Here is a 21,295-nt window from a genome sequence, read left to right as displayed (position 1 = left end):
CTCCCGCAACCATTTCTTAGTAATAAGAATATTAAACGTCTAGTCTTATAGGACGCGGTTCTAGAAATTGATGATTCGTCGGGCTCAGCTTTTTATAAATAAAGAGTCGAAGGTCGTAGGTTCAAGTCCTACTCCCGCAACCATTTCTTTAGTCAATAGAATTAAAATAATTTATAGCGTTGTCAGATGCATAATGGAACAATTGCTAGATCGTCGGGCTCAGCTTTTATAAATAAAGAGTCGAAGGTTGTAGTTTTTTATCAAGTCCTACTCCCGCAACCATTTTTATTGTTATTCCTCTCTTTAAAACTTCCTAGTGTTACCCCATCAAACTTAAATTAATGCATTTACCCATGTCCATTGCTAAATAAAGCAGTCACTCGCTGGGCTCAGCTATTCATAACCTCTGGCAAGGACAATTATCCGAACAATAGTTTCACTTTCCGCCTCCTATAGCACAACTGAAAGTGCTTCAAGCATATCAATCGATCTGGGTGACACTATGAAGGACGGTTGAGTGCAATTAAACGAACCTGATTATTAGTTTGTTACAAAATCATCAGCTGAATTTTTCGATCGCATTCATACGCCTTAAAGACTCGTTAGAACCAGACAACACGAGTACAGCCTGAACAATGCAAAAATATTAACGTCATACTTAGTCTCTCTGCCCTAATGTGTCATAGTTGATGTTGGCAACTTTGACTGCCACCAGCTAAGCATTCCTCCCTCAAGTTGATAAACATCCTCAAACCCGAACTGGTTAAGTTTTCTAACGCCTGGGATGCTACGATGGGCTGATAGACATATCACGACGGTGGTTATCTCTTGTGATAGATCAAGCTGTTTTATAGTGTCAATTGAAAGCTTTGTTATGGGCAGATTTAACGAGCCTTCGATATGTGACTTATTCCATTCCATTTTCGTTCGAACATCTACAATCTGAATATCATTTGTCTTAAGACGCTTATACACCTCTTCGGCGTTCATTTCTGGCATATTTCCAAACGGTAACCACTGAGATAAACTCGTTAATATCGACATCTATATATTCCTAAAAAGGCTTCATTCTGAACCATTAAGTCTTACGAAGTCATCAATCTAATGACGGTTACTTGACCTTTAGCACAAACCTCACTATTCGCATTTAAGGGCACTTCGACGCTTGTCTTCCTACACAACTTCTACCACTTAAGTTCATAATTCAAGCTTTTATCAATGAATGTTCCACATTTAAACCACGTCTAAAAAACTAACATTAGCAAATAACCTCATTCTCAAGCTTCTATTTGGCATGTTTATGCTATTGCGCTTAATATCATGACAATTAATTAACAAGGCCAATTAACACCGCCGCTTTGTCTATGTGACTTGGTAGCCCTCAGTGTCAGTGAATTTTTACCTTAAAACGCTTAAATAAAAATGCCGGATGATTTCTCATCCGGCATTTATTGTATTCTCAGGAAAATTACTTTAACCAATGCTTCACTTTGGTACGATTGTTATTATCGCGGCTTTGTCTAATCAGCTCATCACCAGCATCCATTTGGGTCATTTTTGCAAGGCGATCATAAAGCAGTACATTCACTGATGCAGCTAAATTCATGCAGCCAACGGTTGGTACGTAAACTACCGCTGTTGCTGCATCAATCAATTGCTGAGGAATAGTGCCATCTTCTGGACCAAAAATATAAAATGCATTTTCGGGATGAGTAAATAAAGGCAATGGCGTTGCCCCAACGACGAGATCAACACACACAATCGTTGCTCCGTCAGGCACGCTATCGAGTAATGACTCGACGCCGACCAAAGGAATGCGCTTTGCAGCATCTTTAGTGTCCACATCGTATTGAGCATCACCCGACTTAGCGGCCAATTCGTAACGTTTACCGGTATAGCAAACATTATCGACCCGATAACAGCCTGCAGCACGCATGATGCCACCGACATTGACTGGGGTTTTAGGATTAACTAATCCAATTGTCACTCTCGTTTGAATATTTTCCATAAAGCAGATTAATCTTTTCCGGTTATGCCGCTTGAACCACAATACGTTGACGTAATTGCAGCCATGCAGCTTCTACTAATGAAAAATCGTGTTCTTCTAACTCTTCATTTGCCAAGGCTAAGCATTTAACCAACTTGAGATCCAGAGCTGGTAGATCTTGTTCTGTTTCCACTTCTAATTCGGCTAATACTACCGCTATGTGACCTTGTAAATAACCACACGCAAATAATGCATCATCGTCGCTATTGCTAACACTGTCTTCCATCCAAGACTCTAATGCGGCATCGTACAGTTCTAACATGGTTTAGTTCTCCACTAAATCTGGGTTGGCAACCTGGTACATCACGTAATCATGGTAGCCAGTGACTATTTTGTAATAGCCTGTGAGTGCTTTGTCTAATTCAGGGTCGCCACTATCCACAATTAATGGCCTGCCTTCAAGTGCTTTAAGCTTAGTTTTTGTGGCTAAGATTAAAATATTGTCTTTTCCTATGCGTTTTATTAATTCTGGCGATAATTGTTGGTTACCGCGGCCCAATATGTGACCTTGACCACCAATTAAGGTTATCACCAATTTAGCAGGACAAGATTCTGTATCATTTGTGAGTTCAAGTAATTGCTTAGCAGTAACATCGCTGGCAATTAGCGCTTTATGTTGAATGACATCGACACCCAACAAGGTATTATCAATGCCTAAGTCTTCCATAACCGCCGCAACGGTACTACCTGAACCCATGATATAAAGCTCATCTTCCATAGACTCGATAATGTCAGCGGCAATATCAGCTAACACGAGTTCATCGACTTCTTTGCCACCCATTTTTACCGCTTGAATATATCTAGGCTCAGCAGGAACCATCATTTCGCCAAAGCGTTTGGCTCTGACAGTGCCTTGCCTAAACGCAACTTCATCAATATCCATTACATCGGCTGACATTAAACTGACTAACTCACCTTTTAACAACATGCTCACCACGAGCCCTGAAGCATGAGGCGTAATGCCATAAACACCTGAATGAATTTTGACTCCGGCAGGAACGCCTAATACAGGTAGCTTGTCTTCAACCACGGCAGAAATATCGCGAGCAGTGCCATCCCCCCCCGCAAAAAGCAGTAAATCCAACTGTTGTTCAAGTAAATAAGTTACCGCTTGCTGAGTATCTAGCGAAGATGTCGTTGCACTACAGGTATACACCGCATTTGTTTGAAACCCCATTTGACGACACAAATCTGCACCCATGTCGCCCGATGCAGTGATAATATCAATCGTGTCAGCAAAAGGTAACACTACCGCTAAGGCTTGTTGCATCCGCTGCTGCGCTTTAGGTATGGCTCCTTTGGCAATGGCATCATTAGCAACACCATCAGAGCCTTTTAAACCGACACTCCCACCTAATCCCGCCAGTGGATTAATAATTACCCCTAAACGAAAACGTTTCACGTCGACTCCTTGCTGTTGCGACAACACTATTTTAGATTAACTTTGTGGTGCGTTTGCGGATGCTTCGCCATTGATATTTGGGATCATCATAACCGCAAGCATTGATAAAAAAGCACAACTTGCTGCAAATATCCAAACCCACATAATTTGACTACCATCCCCCCAAATCATGCCACTTATCCATGTGCCTAATGCACCGCCCACACCAAAACTGACACTGGCATATAATGCTTGCCCTGTGCTCCGGTGACTGACATTAAAGTGTCGATGAATAAAATGGATTGAGGCCGCATGCACTAAACCAAAGGTAAATGCATGCAATAATTGGCTGATTATCAATAATGAAACGTATTCAACGCCAAAGGCTAACAGTAACCAACGAATAACCGTCAGTAAAATACTCACCACGAGTAATACTCGGATACCGTATTGGCGAATAAGGCGAGATGAATAAAAAAAGATAACGATTTCGGCTAGAACGCCTAAGGCAACCAGCAAACCAGCGATGGTCTCAGAGTAGCCAACCTGTTTTAGATACAATACAAAAAAGCCATAAAATGGTCCGACACTCATCTGGAGTAACATTGCAGACAACATAAACCACACTAATGAGGCATCAAGCTTAAGCTTAGGTCGTTCGGACTTATTGACGACAACGCTGCGGTTAGCAGGCAAAGGTAACGAACACGCAAACAAACCTAAAAACAATATCATGCCCATATAAGGCAACACTTCAGGGCCCCAATAATCAATGGCAAGACCACCACTGATCACCAACACGATATAACCCACACTGCCCCAACTGCGAATAGCGCCATAACGCTCAGCTTTGTCACCTAGCGTTTCTAAGGTAATCACTTCTAGCTGAGCTAAAATCGCATTCCAAAAAAACGTGTATATCGCCAGACTAATCGCTAAATAGACAAAGCTGCCATCAAAGAAAAAACTGATATAGGTGATCGCCGCGGCACAAGAACCTAATTTAATCAGTTCTGAACGCATGCCAGTTCGATCAGCAACCGCCGCCCACACATTAGGTGCGACAATGCGAGTAGCCATTAATATCGCCAACAAAAAACCTATCTCTTGGGCATTGAAGCCTCGACTGTCAAAGAAAACCCCCAAATAGGGGACCATGATGCCAAGAATAGAAAAGAAAAAGAAATAACAAGCCCTGAGCCAGCGTAAATCCGGCTCAGGGCATTTAACTGAGGACATTAGCGCATTCCGATAACGGGCGTTTGTCTGGTCACATCGTGGTTTTGAGCACGATGTCTTAATAAGTGATCCATTAACACGATAGCAAGCATCGCTTCAGCAATGGGTACGGCACGAATTCCGACACAAGGATCATGACGACCTTTGGTGATCATCTCAATCGTTTCACCTTGTACTGTCATGCTTTGACCAGGCACACTAATGCTTGAGGTCGGCTTTAGCGCAATATGAGCCACAACAGGTTGACCGGATGAAATCCCCCCCAGAACTCCGCCAGCATGGTTCGACGCAAATCCTTGTGGTGACATTAAGTCGCGACCTTCAGAGCCTTTTTGAGTGACAACCCCAAAGCCATCACCCACTTCAACGCCCTTCACTGCATTAATGCCCATTAGTGCATGGGCAATGTCAGCATCGAGGCGATCAAATACTGGTTCACCTAACCCCACAGGTACGCCAGTTGCCACCACAGTTATCTTGGCACCAATCGAATCACCAGATTTACGTAAACCACGCATATACTCGTCCAATGCTTCTAATTTACTGGCATCAGGAAAGAAAAATGCATTTTGTTCAATTTGAGTTAAATCGATGGTCTCGGCGCAAATTGGCCCTAATTGAGCAAGATAGCCGTGGATTTCAATGCCATGAACTTGTTTAAGGTATTTTTTAGCAACCGCACCGGCAGCAACGCGCATTGCGGTTTCACGCGCAGACGAGCGACCACCGCCACGGTAATCACGCATGCCATACTTTTGCTGATAGGTATAATCAGCATGACCAGGACGAAAAGTGTCTTTTATGTCGGAATAGTCTTGGCTGCGTTGATCGGTATTCTCAATCAACAAACCAATAGAGGTGCCAGTCGTTTTACCTTCAAAGACGCCTGACAGAATTCTCACTTCATCAGCTTCACGCCGGGCAGTAGTGTAGCGTGACGTGCCAGGACGACGACGGTCTAAATCATGTTGCATATCTTCAACAGTTAACTCAAGCCCTGGAGGACAACCATCAATGATACAACCTAGAGCAACACCATGGCTTTCACCAAATGTTGTCACAACAAAGTTTTGGCCAATACTATTTCCTGACATGCGCGTTAACTACCTCTATTAATTATTCACTTTATTGAGTGCTATTCTTGTCGCTAATGTTATCGCGATTATTCACCATCTTTGTAGATGGCGAAAAGTGTTTCATTTTCAACTAGCTGATCACGAGTTAATACAAACACACCATCACCGCCAAATTCAAAATCAACCCAAGTAAACGGCATATCAGGATATTGCTCAATCAAATGCACCATTGAATTACCCACCTCAACCACAAGTAAACCGGTTTCGGTCAAATAATCTGCCGCATTCGCCAAAATGCGTTTGGTTAAATCTAAGCCATCATTACCAGACGCTAACCCTATCGCGGGTTCGTGATGATACTCTTGAGGCATATCGCCAATATCTTCAGCATCAACATATGGAGGGTTAGATACAATTAAATCGTAATGAGGACCTTTAGGGATCGCCGAAAATAAATCGGATTGAATCGGGAAAACACGTTCTAACACACCCAAAGACTCAACATTAATCTGGGCCACTTCAAGTGCATCTTCACTAATATCTAAGGCGTCAACTTCAGCATCTTCAAACGCATAGGCACAAGCAATGGCAATACAAGCACTGCCGGTACATAAATCCATAATGCGATTAACAGGTTTATTATATAACCAAGGGCTAAATTTATAATTGATCATTTCTGCTATCGGTGAGCGTGGTACAAGTACGCGCTCATCAACATAAAATTCGAGTCCGGCAAAATTGGCTTTATTGGTCAAATACGGAACCGGTAAACGTTCACGTACACGGCGAATAATCAATTCAACGATTTTGTGTTTTTCGCTACTGGTTAAATTACTTAAAATAACCTGCTGGCCGATTTCTTCGGGTAAATGTAAAGCATCAAAAACCAATGCAATCGCTTCGTCCCAGGCATTATCCGTTCCGTGGCCATAATAAATGTTAGCATCATTAAAACGACTGACAGCCCAACGCAACATATCAGCTATGGTACGTAACTCAGTGACAGCTTCATCTACAAAGATCTTATCCAAAACACACTCCTTAAAAATTCTTCTCAGCTATTGTAACTGATGTCTATTAAGATGACCTAAAATTCAATACAATACGCCGATGAAAGACAATAATTATGTAGACTTATCGCTGTTTAGTACATTAATCGATGGTATCAAACCACTAAAACAAGATACCCACTACTTTAAACAGCCTGTCAAACCCAAACAACAGTTCGAAATAAAAGAACGTCAGATCCATGTTGACAGTTATTTTTCGGATACATATCAGCCGCTTCTGCCGATTAATGGTCCTATGCGTTGGATTAATGCCAACACAGATAAGCTTGAATTAAAACGTTTAAGACGTGGTGACTATTCACCTGACCTACTGCTTGATTTACACGGGATGCGTCAAGCTGAAGCCAAACTTGAATTAGCAGCACTTATCCAGGCATGCGTTAAGCAAAGCACAATATGTTGTTGTGTCATGCACGGCTATGGTATGGGGATTTTAAAGCAGCAAACACCAATGTGGTTAGCGCAACATCCAAACGTAAAAGCATTCCATCAAGCACCAAAAGAATGGGGTGGCGATGCAGCGTTATTGGTATTAATTGATATTGGTGAGCAACCTCACCGACGTTAATTCGAGGTAATAAGCGCAAAAAGTGTTAGTAAAGGTAAGTGCTGACTTACCTTTTTATGAGTACACATGATTACAACCAATATTGCCATTACACAATAACTTGATGTGGTGCAGTCATAGCCACAAAACTAGAGTGCTGGCCATGCATGTCAATGTGAGCCACCGCAGACGTAGCAAACAACGGTGGCTCAATACCTGCCACAAGTTCACTAACCATAAAGCCTAAAATAGGCATATGTGCAATAACCAATACATTATCCGCTTTATATTGCTCTGCATAAGCAAGCACAATATCAACAGTCATTTTGGCATCTCCAGAGGGGGTGACATCATCAAGCACTAACCACTTACGGGGATCGGATAGGTGTTTACTGACTTCTTGCCATGTTTGTTGTGCACGTAAATAAGGACTCACAATAACCAAATCAAAATGGCTAACCTGTTTTGCTAACCAATTAGCCATAAAACCTGTGTGAATACGGCCAATATCAGTTAACTTTCGTTCCCTGTCTGACGGTGCATCAAAACCCGCTTCACCATGGCGCATCAAAAATAGCTGCATACTTCTCTCGTGATGTTTTTATTATCATTCTTAGCCAATTGTAGCGTTAATCAGCGCAACAACAAACCTAGAATTGAGCTTATTTTGATAAACTTTAGTCGATAATCGAATAAAACAAGCCAAGGTAATTTGCTAAAAAGTAATAACAAGATCAATATATAACAAGTTATCTTTTCTGGAGTCTCCTTTTGCCTGAATTTCCAGCAGTTTATAAAAGCCAAAATGATCATCGTCAGTACCAATATCGAGTGTTAGACAATCAACTTCGAGTATTATTGGTTGAAGATATGCAATCGAATCAAGCTGCAGCGTCAATGGCTGTCAGTGTTGGTCATTTTGACGATCCCGTTGAACGGCCTGGTATGGCGCATTTTCTTGAGCATATGTTGTTTTTAGGCACAGAAAAATATCCAGACTCAGGTGAATACCATGCTTATATTAATCAACATGGTGGAAACAATAATGCGTGGACAGGCACAGAACAAACTAACTTTTTTTATAGCATTAATGCAGAAGCTTTAGAAGGTTCGTTAGACCGATTTAGTCAATTTTTCATTGCTCCCAAGTTTGATTTAGAGTTAGTTGATAGAGAAAGGCAGGCAATAGAATCGGAGTTTAGTTTAAAATTAAAAGATGACATTCGTCGAGTCTACCAAGTTCAAAAAGAAACCGTTAACCCAAAACATCCGTTTTCAAAATTCTCTGTGGGTAACCAAGCGACATTAGCAGGTAAACAAGCAGACATTCGGGATGAACTGCTGGCTTTTTATCAGCAACATTACAGTGCTAATATTATGACGTTGTGCGTTGTAGCGCCTCGTCCTATCGCAGAACTCGACACCATCGTTAGACAATATTTTTCAAAAATACTCAATAGAAATGTAAGTAAACACTATCCTTCTGAAGCACTGATAACCGAGGCTCAGCAACAAACACATATACAAATTGTACCGTTGAAAGATCAAAAACGACTCAGTATTTGCTTTTCACTCCCAGAGATAGACCAATTTTATAAACGTAAACCCCTCACCTTTATTAGCCACTTACTCGGTAATGAAAGTCCGGGGAGTTTATTGTCTTATTTAAAAGGACACGGATTAGCCAACCATTTATCTGCTGGCGGTGGCATAAATGGCTACAATTTCAAAGATTATTCGATCAGCATACAGCTAACCGACAAGGGATTTACTGAACTAAATGAAGTGGTCTCTTGTGTCTTTGAATATATCGAACTGATAAAGCAACAAGGTGTTCAAGCATGGCGTTACCAAGAACGAGCCAATCTGCTTGATACTGCCTTTCGTTTCCAAGAACAGATCAAAACCTTGGATTTAGCGAGTCATCTCAGCATCAACATGCACCATTACGATATTGAAAACATTATTTATGGCGACTATCGCATGGATGAGATGCTTGAGGATGAAACAAAATACCTCCTTTCATTGATGTCGGCGACCAATATGCGTCTCCTCACGGTAGCAAAAGAGTCTCAGGTCGATAATCAAGCCCAATGGTACGACACCCCTTACCAAGCTAGGCCATTACAAGCTCAACAAATAAAAAAATGGTCTGCGGTTTCAATAAGAGAAGATCTTAAACTACCTGAAAAAAATCCGTTTATTGTCTCGGATCCACAAGCTCGAGCAAACAAAAGTAATACCCCAGTACCCACTATTGTTGCTGAAGGTGAAGGTTACCGTATTTGGCATAAAAAAGATGATGAGTTCAATGTCCCTAAAGGGCATTTATACTTATCATTAGATTCCGATCAAGCTAGCTCAACGCCAAGACAGGCAGCATTAACAAGACTGTACGTCGAAATGCTTATCGATTACCTGACAGAACCAACATATCAAGCAGAGGTTGCTGGCCTTAACTACAATATCTACCCCCACCAAGGCGGTATTACCCTCCATTTAACCGGCTTTACTGGTAACCAAGAAAAGCTATTAACCTTAATAATCAAAAAAGCACGCGAGCGAAATTTTACCGAGCAGCGCTTTAACATGATTAAAAAACAGATATTACGCAGTTGGAATAATGTTGCTCAAGCCAAGCCAATATCACAATTATTTACCAGCTTAACGGTCACGCTACAAAAAAGCAGTTTTGAACCGACAACAATGGCTGAACAACTCACGCTACTGACCCTTGATGATTTGCATAATCATGTTAGCGCATTTTACAAAAAGATTTATCTTGAAGGATTAGTTTACGGGGATTGGCTGGTTGAAGAAGCTCAGCTACTCGCCAAGCGTTTGCAGCATTTATTATCTTTGGTAACAAAGCCAAGCGCTGAAGCATCTCGCGAACTTATCAATCTCGATAAAAGAGGCTCATTGCTTCGCGAAAAAACCATGGATCACCAAGATAGCGCGATTATTGTTTACTATCAGTCTCGTATGGCAACACCTGATCGTATGGCATTATTTAGCCTACTAAACCATACAATGTCATCAACCTTTTTCCATGAGTTACGCACTAAACAACAATTAGGCTACATGGTAGGAACAGGCTACTTGCCATTAAACCGACATCCAGGGATGATTTTCTATGTTCAATCCCCCACTACAGGTCCAAGACAACTACTCGAAGCCATAGATGAGTTCATCGCCGACTTTAATTATGCCGTGATGCAAATAACCAATCAACAATGGGAAAGCACTAAACGAGGCATGATAGGTCAAATAATGGAGCACGATACTAACCTAAAAACACGCAGCCAACGCTATTGGGTGAGCTTAGGAAACCGCGATTATGAATTTAATCAACGTGAGATGGTCGTGGCTGAAGTAGAAAAGCTCACAAGAGCAGATTTGATTAAGTTTATGGTGGCTCACATGCGCAGTAAAGATTGTGACCGCTTAGTCCTGTTTAACAGCGGTAAACAACATCACAGTCAAGCGAGCCTGCGTTCAAATAATATGATTGTAGACTTAAAAACGTTTAAACAACAGACGGATAAATTTCAGTTTTAGTAAATGTCTACGGCAGAAAAGTTCAGAAAAGAGACTGCGATTACGGTTACAAAATAGTCGCTACCAATATTAACGGTGCAAAATACTAAATAAAACGTTAATATCCCATAAGCTATTGATTAAAAAACGACTTTTAGACAATGCTATCGTAATTGTTAGGTAATATCCTATCAATCACACCTTTTTTGTTAACATGCTTTTGACAAAGGCTCAGGTTTCTGAAAAAGTAGACAATTCATCAACTTCTTTGCGGCATCGAAAGAGAATAAGTATAAAAATTATGCCTAAAATTTTATTGTTAATCTGTGTTTATTTTATTTGTAGCTTTGGCGTAACAGCCATTGAAGCTGACAACACCGAATCAAATTTTGATATTCTACTCAATCATACCAATTATGGTGTTGCCGATGGTTTATCACAAGATACCGTTACCGCCATTGTAGAAGATCAGGATGGCTACGTTTGGGTTGGTACCATCAATGGCTTAAACCGTTTTGATGGTAACGAGTTTAAACAGTTCTATGCTGAAGACGATGCAAAGTCTCTCCCCAGCTCTTTTATTCGCAATTTGCTTATAGATGATAATGGCGTGCTATTAGTCGGGACGGATAAAGGTCTCGTTCAATTTGATAAAGAAACAGAGTCATTCACTAGAAACAGTATTTCTACTCAAATTGGTGAACAAGCTATTTGGTCAATATCAAAACAAAATGGTGAAGTTTTTATTGGTTTGAATGGTAAGTTTATATCTTATTTCAGAAAAAACTTAAAAGTTAATCATTCCTTCAAGGATAGTATATTAGGTGAAATTAAGAATGTAATTAGTTTCAATAAAAAAATATACTTAAGAAACTATGAAGGAACATTATTCTTTATTAAAGATAGAACTCTCAAAAAAATAACGTCAAATACAAATGATATTTCTTTGATAAATGGAAAGTTAATTACTATAACAAACGATGGTGTTTTTGATATTTCGACTAATATAATAAAAATATCGAATCTAAAATTTACAAGCATTGATCCATATATCAACAAAGAATCAATTTCTATTAATGAAAATGAAATATATATCCTGAAGTATAACGATAAATTTACAGCAAAAAAAATAGGTCAACTAAATATAGACAAAGAGAGGCTAAAGAAAACATTTATAAAAGAAAAAAACAATAACATTTACATCTCAAATTATGCCGATGGTTTTATAACAATAGCACATAATGAAAACTATATTAATAAAATAAACATCGAAAAGAATAGTGTTTGGTCAATCGCATTAGACGAAAAAAATATATATTTAATTGGTGATGATAGTTTTTTAAATATTTACAACAAAGATTTAAAACTTGTACAAAAGAAAAAAATTAACGTACCTCACGGACCGAAATCAATATTAATAGATCAAGAATATGTTTTTATTGGAACTTCATCAGGCTTATACCAAATAAATTTAAACACTGGATTTGAAAAAAAAATCATTGATGAAACTGTATTTAATATAAAAAGATTTTCTGACTTCTTATATGTTTCCACATTTACAGGAAACATATACAAAATGAAACTTAATGGTGAGATTTATGAAATAATAAATACACAATCTGGCTACCCAGTTTATGACACCTTAGTTATAAATGATTCTCTATGGATAGCGTCCCAAAAAGGGTTGCTTAGATATAAAAACAATGAGATAAAATCTTTTTTTGATGGCGACTTTGTATTTAATCTTCTTGAATATAATGATGGATTATATTTTGGAACGAGAAACTCAGTTTATTTTTTAAAGGATGATAATAATTTTAAAATATCAAAAATCCTTGATAGAAACAAAATAATATACTCACTCACAAAAATAGATAACAAAATAATTGTCGCATCAAATAGAGAAGTTAACATTATCGATCTTGATGATAAAACTAATTATACACTAGGGACGCACAGCGGTTCATCTGAAGACTACAACACTCAAGCATCACTAGCTTTCAAAGGCAAAGTATTGCTGGGCGGCAATGAAGGGATTAGTTTCATTAGCCCCGATAAAATTATAAAAGAATTAAAAGCTGAACACAAAAAAGAAATTATCTTTCAAGAATTACTTCTGTTCAATTCACCTGTTAAAATTGGGAATGGTATATTAAAAAAATCTTTAAATGAACAACAAGAAATAACTTTAAAATATTCAGACTACCCATTTACAATAAAATTTAATATATTAGGGGCTCTGAATGATAATTATGACTTCTTTTATTACCTAGAAGATTTAGAGGAAAACTGGTTATCTACTGAAGGTAATAACACTGTAACATACACTAATCTTTCTGCTGGTGAATATACGTTTAAACTCTATGCAGAAAATAGGTTAACGGGTAGCAAAACAGATGTTAGATATATTACAATCATCATCACTCCACCATGGTGGTTATCTAGCACTGCAATTACAATTTATGCTTCTTTAATTATTCTCATTATATTTTTAATAATTAGGTCAACCATTAGGCGTCGACAAATACAGAAAATAATAGCCCAGAGTGAAGAGCGGTTAAAGCTGTCTTTATGGGGTAGTGGCGATGAAATGTGGGACTGGGATATTGAAACCGGCAAAATATACCGCTCTAATATTTGGGGGTCGCTCGATTTCCCTCAAGACGGTCGTCGTTCGGGTAATCCTGACGAAGAAAGTAATATCCACCCTCTCGATAGAGATAGAGTCTCAAAAGCATTAAACGATCATTTTAATGCTATAACCGACCATTTTGAAATTGCCTACCGCGTTAAAGCGCGTAATCAACAATGGATATGGATATTAGACAGAGCCAAAATAGTTGAGCGCGATCAAAAAGATCAGCCGCTGCGGATGACGGGCACAATTAAAGATATCAATAATATTAAACAAACGGAAGAACAATTACGTTTGTTTGCCAGAGCGATTGAGAATATCTCTGAAGGGATGTTTATTCTTAACGAAAAGTATCAGTTTGTTGAAGTCAACGATGCATGCTGTGAACTCACCGCTTCAACAAAAGAAAAAATTGTCGATGAAACACTCAATTTCACTCGCTATCCAGCGAGTTATTCTGAACAAATAAGAAACTTGCTAAAGCAACAAGGTCGTTGGAGTGGTGAAGTTGAAGCCAGAAGAGGCAAAGACGACTTCTTCTTAATGGAGCTAACAATCGACGCCATATACAATGAACAAGAAGAAACAAGCCATTACGTTGGCGTGTTTTCCGATATTACCCGCCGTAAACAACAAGAAGAAGAGTTGCGAAAGCTGACCAATAATGACTTACTTACCGGGCTACCTAATCGTTCTAGTTTACAAGTGACTTTAAGCAACTTAGTCAAAAAAGACATTCATCACACCTTAATGGTACTTGATTTAGATAACTTTAAGCGTATCAATGACTCTTTAGGCCATCAAATTGGTGATAATTTATTGATTGGCGTTGCTGAGCGAATTCAATCAACTATTCCAAAACATGCCAGCTTATACCGTCTCGGGGGGGATGAATTTGCTTTACTCGTCGATCAACTCCCAGATATAGGTTCTTGTGCCGCCATAGCTACCCAAGTCATTAACTGTCTAAAACCCGCCTTCACTGTTAATAATGACTCGCTAGTATTAGGTATTAGTATCGGCATTGTGCTTTATCCTGAAGATGAGCAAAACGAGCAAGCCTTATTACGTAAAGCGGACATCGCCATGTATCACGCTAAGTCAGGGGGTGGTAACCGCTATCAGTTCTATTCAGAATCATTAAACCAAAATGCTTTACGCCAACTGGAAATCGAAAGTTTAATTCGGGAAGCACTAAAAGATGATTTATTTGAAGTCTATTACCAACCTAAAGTCGATGTAAAAAAAGATCGCCTCACTGGAATGGAAGCGCTAGTGAGATTAAATCACCCTAAATTAGGCCTGATAGGACCGAATGAATTTATTCCCCTTGCTGAAGAAAACGGTCTGATAGTTGAAATTGGTGATGTTGTAATGCGAAAAGCCTGTTTTGCTGCGCAGAAATGGTTGGAACTAGGACTATTTAGTGGTCGCGTTGCGGTCAATTTGTCATCAAAACAATTTGCACTTCCTGATTTACTATTACGCATAGAGTCTATTTTACGCCTCACAAAGCTACCGGCTGAACACTTAGAACTGGAAATCACTGAAAGCACTGTTATCAAAAACCCAGAGCAAGCCATTAAAGTGATGCAACAATTGGCAAAAATGGGCATTAGCCTCGCTCTTGACGATTTTGGTACCGGTTACTCTTCTTTATCATATTTAAAACGATTCCCTATCAACTGTTTAAAAATTGATAAAACCTTTGTTGATGATATTGATAAATCAGACCGAGATCTCAAGATGGTCGATTCTATTATTACTATTGCCCACAACATGGGGTTAACGGTCGTTGGTGAAGGCGTAGAACAAACCGCACAACTCAACATTTTAAAAGCACTTAACTGTGAAGAGATTCAAGGGTATATATATAGCAAACCAATCAAAGAAGCAGAGTTTGAACTCATGTTAAATGCAGAAAAACTCAAGTTTGAAACCTTAAGTCATACAATAATGAAAAAATAAATCATTCTCTCTTATATTTGGCATGACAAATGCTAGTACAAGTTCAGTTGTCAAAATAATATTGTTATTTAACCCTGAGCTTGAATTACTAAATATAAGAGAGATTAAAATGATTAAAGGAATAATTACAGTAGCAGTTTTATCGGCATTATCTTTTGCAAGTATAGCTGAGTCTAGTGAGCTTGATAATGCTGCACCTCAAGCTATAGCAGTAAAAATAGCACATGAACTTAATGCTGACCAAACAGCCAGTATTCCATACATCAAAGTCCTTGATACCCAAACAGCCAGTATTCCATACATTAAAGTACTTGATACTCAAACAGCCAGTATTCCATACATCAAAGTCCTTGATCAAACTGCCAGTATTCCATACATTAAAGTCCTTGATACTCAAACAGCCAGTATTCCATACATTAAAGTCCTTGATACCCAAACAGCCAGTATTCCATACATTAAAGTCCTTGATACCCAAACAGCCAGTATTCCATACATTAAAGTCCTTGATACTCAAACAGCCAGTATTCCATACATTAAAGTCCTTGATACTCAAACAGCCAGTATTCCATACATTAAAGTCCTTGATACTCAAACAGCCAGTATTCCATACATTAAAGTCTTAGACACTCAAACAGCTTAAGGAGAATCCTATGTTTACTTCTCTAAAAATTGCACTTGGTTTAGCAAAACCAGCTCGTAAGAAAGTAAAATTACCTGAAGGTCTAAACCACCTCGAAGTGATCCAAGCTAAAGCGTGGTGGAAGTAGTCGGTATAGTACTGACGGATGGTTAACCATCAGCCACAAAAAAGGAGCATTAGCTCCTTTTTTGTTAAATGCCGGCAGGACAACGTCCGCTTTTATCGTTTCCTAGCAGGACGTAGTCCGCCCTAGCAGCGAAGCGACCCTAGCAGGACGCAGTCCGTCCTAGCACCTTGAACTCTGTCACTTCTCGACATGCTGGATCCTGCATTTCGAGGTCGTTTGGGTATATACCGTAAAGAAGTATTATATCGTTTAAAAAACAGGCAAAAGTATGCCTTTAACAAATAAAAAAGCGGCAAGTTATTGCCGCTTTTTTATTACAATGCGATAACTAACAAGCTATCTATACAACAAAGAATTTACTTTGTGTAGAACAGACTTCCCTCCCTGGCCATTTTGACTAACGTATCACACGGTGAGAAACGCTCACCGTAGAGTGATTGATAACCTTGTAATGTCGCCACTAAGTTACTTGCACCTAATGTGTCAATGTAACGGAACGGGCCACCTAAGAATGGCGGAAAACCAATACCAAATATCGCACCGATATCACCGTCTCGAGCAGAAGCAATGATCCCCTCTTCAAGACAACGAACGGCCTCATTGAGCATTTGAATAGTACAACGCTCAGCCACATTTTTTGCTTCTTTATCTGAAGCAATTGAAATATCGAGCACTTTGTAAACTGACTCATCAACTGATTTAGCTTTTTTCGCTTTAGGTCCGTATTGATAGAAACCTTTGCCATTTTTACGACCCTTACGGTCATCGGCTAATAACTTATCAAATGCTGCAGGCGCTTTAAAACGTGAACCTAACTCTTTTTCTAAAATAGGCGAAATTTTGCCACCAACATCTATACCTACTTCATCAAGTAATGTCATCGGCCCAACAGGGAAACCAAACTTCACTAATGCGCGATCTAGATGCTCAACACGCTGACCTTCTAGTAATAATTGCGCCGCTTCGTTCATATACAGGGCAAGAATACGGTTAACATAAAAACCAGCACCATCTTGTACCACAATAGGCGTTTTACCTTGCTTACGAGCAAAAGCCACGGTCGTTGCAATGGTTTCAGGTGACGTTGTTTTATGCGCAATAACTTCAACCAACGGCATTTTTTCTACTGGAGAGAAGTAATGTAGACCAATGACATTTTCAGGGCGGCTTGCTGCTTCGGCAATTTGTCCAATCGGCAGAGATGAAGTGTTAGATGCGAAAATGGTGTTTTCACCGCACTCACGTTCAACATCTTTCACCATCTGATGTTTCAATGCGAGGTCTTCAAATACTGCTTCAACAACGATATCAGCATCTTTAATGCCTTTATACTCAGTCGTTGTGGTCATTAACGCCATTAACTTGTCGCGGGCCGCAGGCGTCATATGGTGACGCTTAACCCCTTTATCTAATAGCTTGTAAGCATAAGCTAAGGCATTACTCAAACCTTGTTCAGAGATATCTTTCACTCGAGCGGGGATTTTAGCCTTCGTGGTGGTCACAGACGCAATACCGCCGCCCATTAAGCCACCACCTAATACCATCACTTTTTTGACTTTACGAGGTACAGCGCCTTCAGCGCCAGTCTCTTTTTTCATCTCGGTAGTAGCAAAAAAGAGTCCTCTCAGTGCGGCTGATTCTTTAGACATGACCAAATTAGCAAAATGAGTCGCTTCAACCTCAAGACCTTTCACCATGCCTTTACTCATACCTTGGAGAACACTGTCTATGATCTTAGTCGGAGCAGGATAATTACCTTGAGTCTTCTTTAACACTTGCTTACGCGCTTGATCAAAAATGATGTCGCGCGTAAATGATGTTGATTCTAAAAACTGATTAATTTTAGATTGCACCACTGGCTTAATGGCTTTTTTGCCTTTTTTAGCCAGCTCGATTGCGGTTTCTAATAAAATTGAATTAGGTACGACATCATTCACTAAGCCCATTTTTAACGCTTGTTTAGGGCGAATTTGCTTACCGGTTAACATCATATCAAGTGCTGTAGTAATACCGACTAAACGAGGCAAACGCTGGGTACCACCAGTGCCAGGCAGCAAACCCAGTTGTACTTCGGGCAAACCTAGCATGGTTTTTTTATCATCACTGCATACACGTAAATGACATGCTAGCGCTAACTCTAAGCCACCGCCTAAACAAGCACCATTTATCGCAGCAACAACCGGAATAGATAATCCTTCAAGTTCAGAAAATAGCACATGACCTTGTTGTGATAATGCCTTAGCATCTTGCTCACTCTTACATGCCGCGAGCATGCTAATGTCAGCACCAGCAACAAATGAATCCGCTTTACCAGAGATAATGACTAAACCTGTAATGCTTGGATCAGCTTTAACTTCAGCTAAAATTTCTGTAATTTCAGGCCCAAATTCCGCCCTTAAGGTGTTCATGGTTTCGCCAGGAACATCCATGGTTAAAATCGCAATACCATCATCACGACGAGCTAAATTAAATGTCTTTTCCATGCTCATTACTCCACCTCTAAAATCATTGCTACACCTAAACCACCCGCTGCACAAGCCGTTGTCAAACCTGTACCACCACCACGACGCTTAAGCTCACGACAGACTTGGGTGATTAATCGAGTACCGGTTGCCGCAAAAGGATGGCCATAAGCCAATGAACCACCTAATACGTTAAATTTACTCATGTCGATTTCACCAATGGCACGATCTCGACCTAATTTTTCTTGGGCAAACTTTTTAGAAGCAAACATTTGCATGTTCGCTAATGTCTGCGCTGCAAACGCTTCATGCATTTCAATCAGGGTTAAATCCTCTAATTCCATACCAGCACGTTTTAATGCTAATGGTGTGGCATACGATGGACCCATCAACATATCTTGCCAAACATCAATAGCAGTAAACGCGTAACTCTTAATGTAACCCATTGGCTGATAGCCTAAGGCTTTGGCACGACCTTCGCTCATTAAAATGATTGCAGAGGCACCATCAGTTAATGGCGTACTGTTCGCCGCTGTTACCGTGCCGTGTTGACGGTCAAAGGCTGGGCGCAATTTGGCATAAGACTCTAATACTGAGTCTTCACGAATATTATTATCGCGATCAATAAATTGTTTGTACGGAGGAATATGAGCGGTCATGACTTCATCGCGCAGATAACCTGAATTCCACGCTTCTGTCGCCAATGTATGCGAGCGGTGCGCTAATGCATCTTGATCAGCGCGGCTAATATGATAAGTTTTAGCCATTTGCTCTGCAGTTTGTCCCATCGATAAACCAGTTGAATACTCAGCAACAGCTGGCGGTACAGGTAAAAGATCTTTCAAACCTAAACGACGTGCAATCGCAAATTTTTCTTTAAACGAACGAGCTTTATTTAGATCGACTAAAGCATGTGCTAATTTTCTTGATACTCCGATCGGTAATACCGAAGACGAATCAGAACCACCGGCTAAACCGATTTCGATATTGCCCGTCATGATTGACTCAGCCACATTAACGGTAGATTGAAAACTAGTCGCACAAGCTCGGGTCACCGAATAGGCATCAGTTGACACATTCATTCCCGTACCGAGTACAATTTCACGAGCAATATTTGGCGCAGCTGTCATTTGCACCACTTTACCAAATACAAGTTGTTCAATTAATTGAGGGTCGATTTCAGAGCGAGACAGCAACTCATTTACCACCATTTTGCCCATATCCAGCGCAGATACGCCATGAAAAGCGGTTGCTTGTTTCGCAAATGGTGTTCTTAAACCGGCAACAATCGCAATGCGTTCACCCCGGGAATTCGTTACCTGTTGTCTATCACTCATGTGCCACCCTCTATTATTGTTAGCTCATCTCGGCTCGGCCGGTAAGTTTCTATTTTGTTAGATAGTCTGGTCAGACCATCAAAGCGTGATCTAAGTCTAACTTTTTATTGCATGGTTTTAAACAGGCGTTTATAACTATCTACTTCATTAATAGTTAAAATGTGTTAATCCTACTAGCCAAAAACCAATAGAATTCATAACATAGGTTGTAATAACCCCAATGCCAACTAAATAAATTGAGTACCGCTATGTCGTTAAGTCGTTTCCACTCACTACGAACCTATTTAGATACTGTAGTGTTAGGCCAACCCGTATTAACTGAAAACTTGCTGATCGCACTTATCGCCAACGGACATTTATTAGTTGAAGGACCGCCAGGTTTAGCTAAAACCCGTGCAGTAAAAGCATTATGCGATGGCGTAGAAGGCGAGTTTCACCGTATTCAGTTCACGCCAGATTTACTGCCAGCTGATTTAACCGGTACCGATATTTATCGTCAGCAAACGGGTACATTTGAATTTGAAGCGGGGCCAATCTTCCATAATCTTATTTTAGCGGATGAAATTAACCGTGCCCCAGCTAAAGTACAATCTGCTTTATTAGAAGCCATGGCCGAAGGTCAAGTTACCGTCGGTAAACACAGCTATCCTTTACCGCCGCTATTTTTAGTCATGGCGACACAAAACCCACTTGAAAACGAAGGCACTTACCCGCTACCAGAGGCACAATTAGATCGTTTTTTAATGCATCTTAATCTTGATTATCCTAGTGCTGAAACAGAATGCGAAATCTTACGCCAATCGCGTAAAGAGGCCAAAACACATCAATTGCCGACCATTGAGCCTGTCGCTCAAGCCGACGTATTTGCCGCCCGGGATCAGGCATTAGAGATTTATTTAGCGGAACCGTTAGAGAAATACATTGTTGAAATTATTATGGCCACTCGCCAACCTGCAAGGTACAGCACTGATTTAGCCAAATGGCTTGAATATGGTGTCAGCCCTCGAGCCACTATTTCATTAGAACGTTGTGCAAGAGCACGTGCTTGGTTGCATGAACGCGACTTTGTCTCGCCAGAAGATATTCAAGCGGTTGCACCCAATGTTTTACGTCATCGTTTATTGCTCAGTTATCAAGCACAAGCGGAAGGTGTCACTGCAGATCATGTGATTGATCACATTCTTAGCCAAGTTGCCGTACCGTAAATATTACAATACGGACACCAA

General features: G+C 40.0%; 15 protein-coding genes. 5 read left to right on the top strand and 10 right to left on the bottom strand.

The window, feature by feature from the left end:
• Window positions 1-672: 672 nt before the first annotated feature.
• The 7 genes from AAEZ00_RS15410 to prmB all read right to left on the bottom strand — a co-directional run bounded on the left by AAEZ00_RS15410 (window position 673) and on the right by prmB (window position 6,774).
• Window positions 673-1,044: a rhodanese-like domain-containing protein gene (locus tag AAEZ00_RS15410; protein WP_124013615.1), complete on the bottom strand. Its 372-nt coding sequence runs from the start codon at window positions 1,042-1,044 to the stop codon at window positions 673-675.
• A 424-nt stretch (window positions 1,045-1,468) separates the two neighbouring features.
• A complete protein-coding gene (locus AAEZ00_RS15405; protein ID WP_124013616.1) occupies window positions 1,469-2,008 on the bottom strand; it encodes an RNA methyltransferase in 540 nt (179 codons plus the stop codon).
• Window positions 2,009-2,030: 22 nt separating this feature from the next.
• Window positions 2,031-2,309: a YfcL family protein gene (locus tag AAEZ00_RS15400; protein ID WP_101030253.1), complete on the bottom strand. Its 279-nt coding sequence runs from the start codon at window positions 2,307-2,309 to the stop codon at window positions 2,031-2,033.
• A gap of 3 nt (window positions 2,310-2,312) precedes the next feature.
• Complete coding sequence (locus tag AAEZ00_RS15395; protein ID WP_335688996.1) at window positions 2,313-3,449, bottom strand: ATP-NAD kinase family protein; 1,137 nt, start codon at window positions 3,447-3,449, stop codon at window positions 2,313-2,315.
• A 36-nt stretch (window positions 3,450-3,485) separates the two neighbouring features.
• A complete protein-coding gene (locus AAEZ00_RS15390) occupies window positions 3,486-4,667 on the bottom strand; it encodes an MFS transporter (RefSeq protein WP_351079249.1) in 1,182 nt (393 codons plus the stop codon).
• Window positions 4,667-5,761 (bottom strand): chorismate synthase, encoded by a 1,095-nt coding sequence (aroC, locus tag AAEZ00_RS15385; protein WP_124013619.1) that lies wholly within the window; start codon window positions 5,759-5,761, stop codon window positions 4,667-4,669. Before aroC ends, AAEZ00_RS15390 begins: the two co-directional genes overlap by 1 nt.
• A gap of 68 nt (window positions 5,762-5,829) precedes the next feature.
• A complete protein-coding gene (gene prmB, locus AAEZ00_RS15380) occupies window positions 5,830-6,774 on the bottom strand; it encodes a 50S ribosomal protein L3 N(5)-glutamine methyltransferase (protein ID WP_124013620.1) in 945 nt (314 codons plus the stop codon).
• Window positions 6,775-6,853: 79 nt separating this feature from the next.
• Here prmB and smrB point away from each other — a divergent pair, with 79 nt between their 5' ends.
• Entirely contained in the window at window positions 6,854-7,381 is a 528-nt protein-coding gene (gene smrB, locus AAEZ00_RS15375) for an endonuclease SmrB (RefSeq protein ID WP_101030248.1), read from the top strand.
• Between the two features lie 88 nt (window positions 7,382-7,469).
• Here smrB and sixA read toward each other — a convergent pair whose 3' ends face one another.
• Window positions 7,470-7,943: a phosphohistidine phosphatase SixA gene (sixA, locus tag AAEZ00_RS15370; protein ID WP_101030247.1), complete on the bottom strand. Its 474-nt coding sequence runs from the start codon at window positions 7,941-7,943 to the stop codon at window positions 7,470-7,472.
• A gap of 188 nt (window positions 7,944-8,131) precedes the next feature.
• Here sixA and AAEZ00_RS15365 point away from each other — a divergent pair, with 188 nt between their 5' ends.
• From AAEZ00_RS15365 to AAEZ00_RS15355, 3 genes are all read left to right on the top strand, one after another.
• Window positions 8,132-10,921 (top strand): insulinase family protein, encoded by a 2,790-nt coding sequence (locus tag AAEZ00_RS15365; RefSeq protein WP_351088982.1) that lies wholly within the window; start codon window positions 8,132-8,134, stop codon window positions 10,919-10,921.
• A 280-nt stretch (window positions 10,922-11,201) separates the two neighbouring features.
• Window positions 11,202-15,503: an EAL domain-containing protein gene (locus AAEZ00_RS15360; RefSeq protein WP_351088980.1), complete on the top strand. Its 4,302-nt coding sequence runs from the start codon at window positions 11,202-11,204 to the stop codon at window positions 15,501-15,503.
• A 109-nt stretch (window positions 15,504-15,612) separates the two neighbouring features.
• On the top strand, window positions 15,613-16,143 hold the full coding sequence (locus AAEZ00_RS15355) for a hypothetical protein (protein WP_351088978.1): 531 nt from the start codon (window positions 15,613-15,615) through the stop codon (window positions 16,141-16,143).
• Between the two features lie 483 nt (window positions 16,144-16,626).
• On the opposite strand, the gene fadJ is transcribed toward AAEZ00_RS15355, so the two are convergent.
• Together fadJ and fadI are read right to left on the bottom strand one after the other, a co-directional pair.
• Window positions 16,627-18,753 (bottom strand): fatty acid oxidation complex subunit alpha FadJ, encoded by a 2,127-nt coding sequence (gene fadJ, locus AAEZ00_RS15350; RefSeq protein WP_351088976.1) that lies wholly within the window; start codon window positions 18,751-18,753, stop codon window positions 16,627-16,629.
• A 5-nt stretch (window positions 18,754-18,758) separates the two neighbouring features.
• Window positions 18,759-20,069, bottom strand: a complete 1,311-nt coding sequence (gene fadI / locus AAEZ00_RS15345) for an acetyl-CoA C-acyltransferase FadI (protein ID WP_124013625.1) — start codon at window positions 20,067-20,069, stop codon at window positions 18,759-18,761.
• 248 nt (window positions 20,070-20,317) lie between these two features.
• Here fadI and AAEZ00_RS15340 point away from each other — a divergent pair, with 248 nt between their 5' ends.
• Complete coding sequence (locus AAEZ00_RS15340) at window positions 20,318-21,274, top strand: AAA family ATPase (protein WP_124013626.1); 957 nt, start codon at window positions 20,318-20,320, stop codon at window positions 21,272-21,274.
• Window positions 21,275-21,295 lie beyond the last annotated feature (21 nt).

This window comes from Shewanella sp. S1-49-MNA-CIBAN-0167 (assembly GCF_040310145.1).
Classification (GTDB): Bacteria; Pseudomonadota; Gammaproteobacteria; order Enterobacterales; family Shewanellaceae; genus Shewanella; species Shewanella psychromarinicola.
Note: the sequence above shows the minus strand (reverse complement) of the source record. Positions and strands in the feature narration are given on the sequence as shown.

Coding starts and splice junctions, on each gene's coding strand:
- AAEZ00_RS15410 (WP_124013615.1), bottom strand. CDS start 1,044: ATGTCGATATTAACGAGTTTATCTCAGTGGTTACCGTTTGGAAATATG.
- AAEZ00_RS15405 (WP_124013616.1), bottom strand. CDS start 2,008: ATGGAAAATATTCAAACGAGAGTGACAATTGGATTAGTTAATCCTAAA.
- AAEZ00_RS15400 (WP_101030253.1), bottom strand. CDS start 2,309: ATGTTAGAACTGTACGATGCCGCATTAGAGTCTTGGATGGAAGACAGT.
- AAEZ00_RS15390 (WP_351079249.1), bottom strand. CDS start 4,667: ATGTCCTCAGTTAAATGCCCTGAGCCGGATTTACGCTGGCTCAGGGCT.
- aroC (WP_124013619.1), bottom strand. CDS start 5,761: ATGTCAGGAAATAGTATTGGCCAAAACTTTGTTGTGACAACATTTGGT.
- smrB (WP_101030248.1), top strand. CDS start 6,854: ATGAAAGACAATAATTATGTAGACTTATCGCTGTTTAGTACATTAATC.
- sixA (WP_101030247.1), bottom strand. CDS start 7,943: ATGCAGCTATTTTTGATGCGCCATGGTGAAGCGGGTTTTGATGCACCG.
- AAEZ00_RS15360 (WP_351088980.1), top strand. CDS start 11,202: ATGCCTAAAATTTTATTGTTAATCTGTGTTTATTTTATTTGTAGCTTT.
- AAEZ00_RS15355 (WP_351088978.1), top strand. CDS start 15,613: ATGATTAAAGGAATAATTACAGTAGCAGTTTTATCGGCATTATCTTTT.
- fadJ (WP_351088976.1), bottom strand. CDS start 18,753: ATGGAAAAGACATTTAATTTAGCTCGTCGTGATGATGGTATTGCGATT.
- fadI (WP_124013625.1), bottom strand. CDS start 20,069: ATGAGTGATAGACAACAGGTAACGAATTCCCGGGGTGAACGCATTGCG.
- AAEZ00_RS15340 (WP_124013626.1), top strand. CDS start 20,318: ATGTCGTTAAGTCGTTTCCACTCACTACGAACCTATTTAGATACTGTA.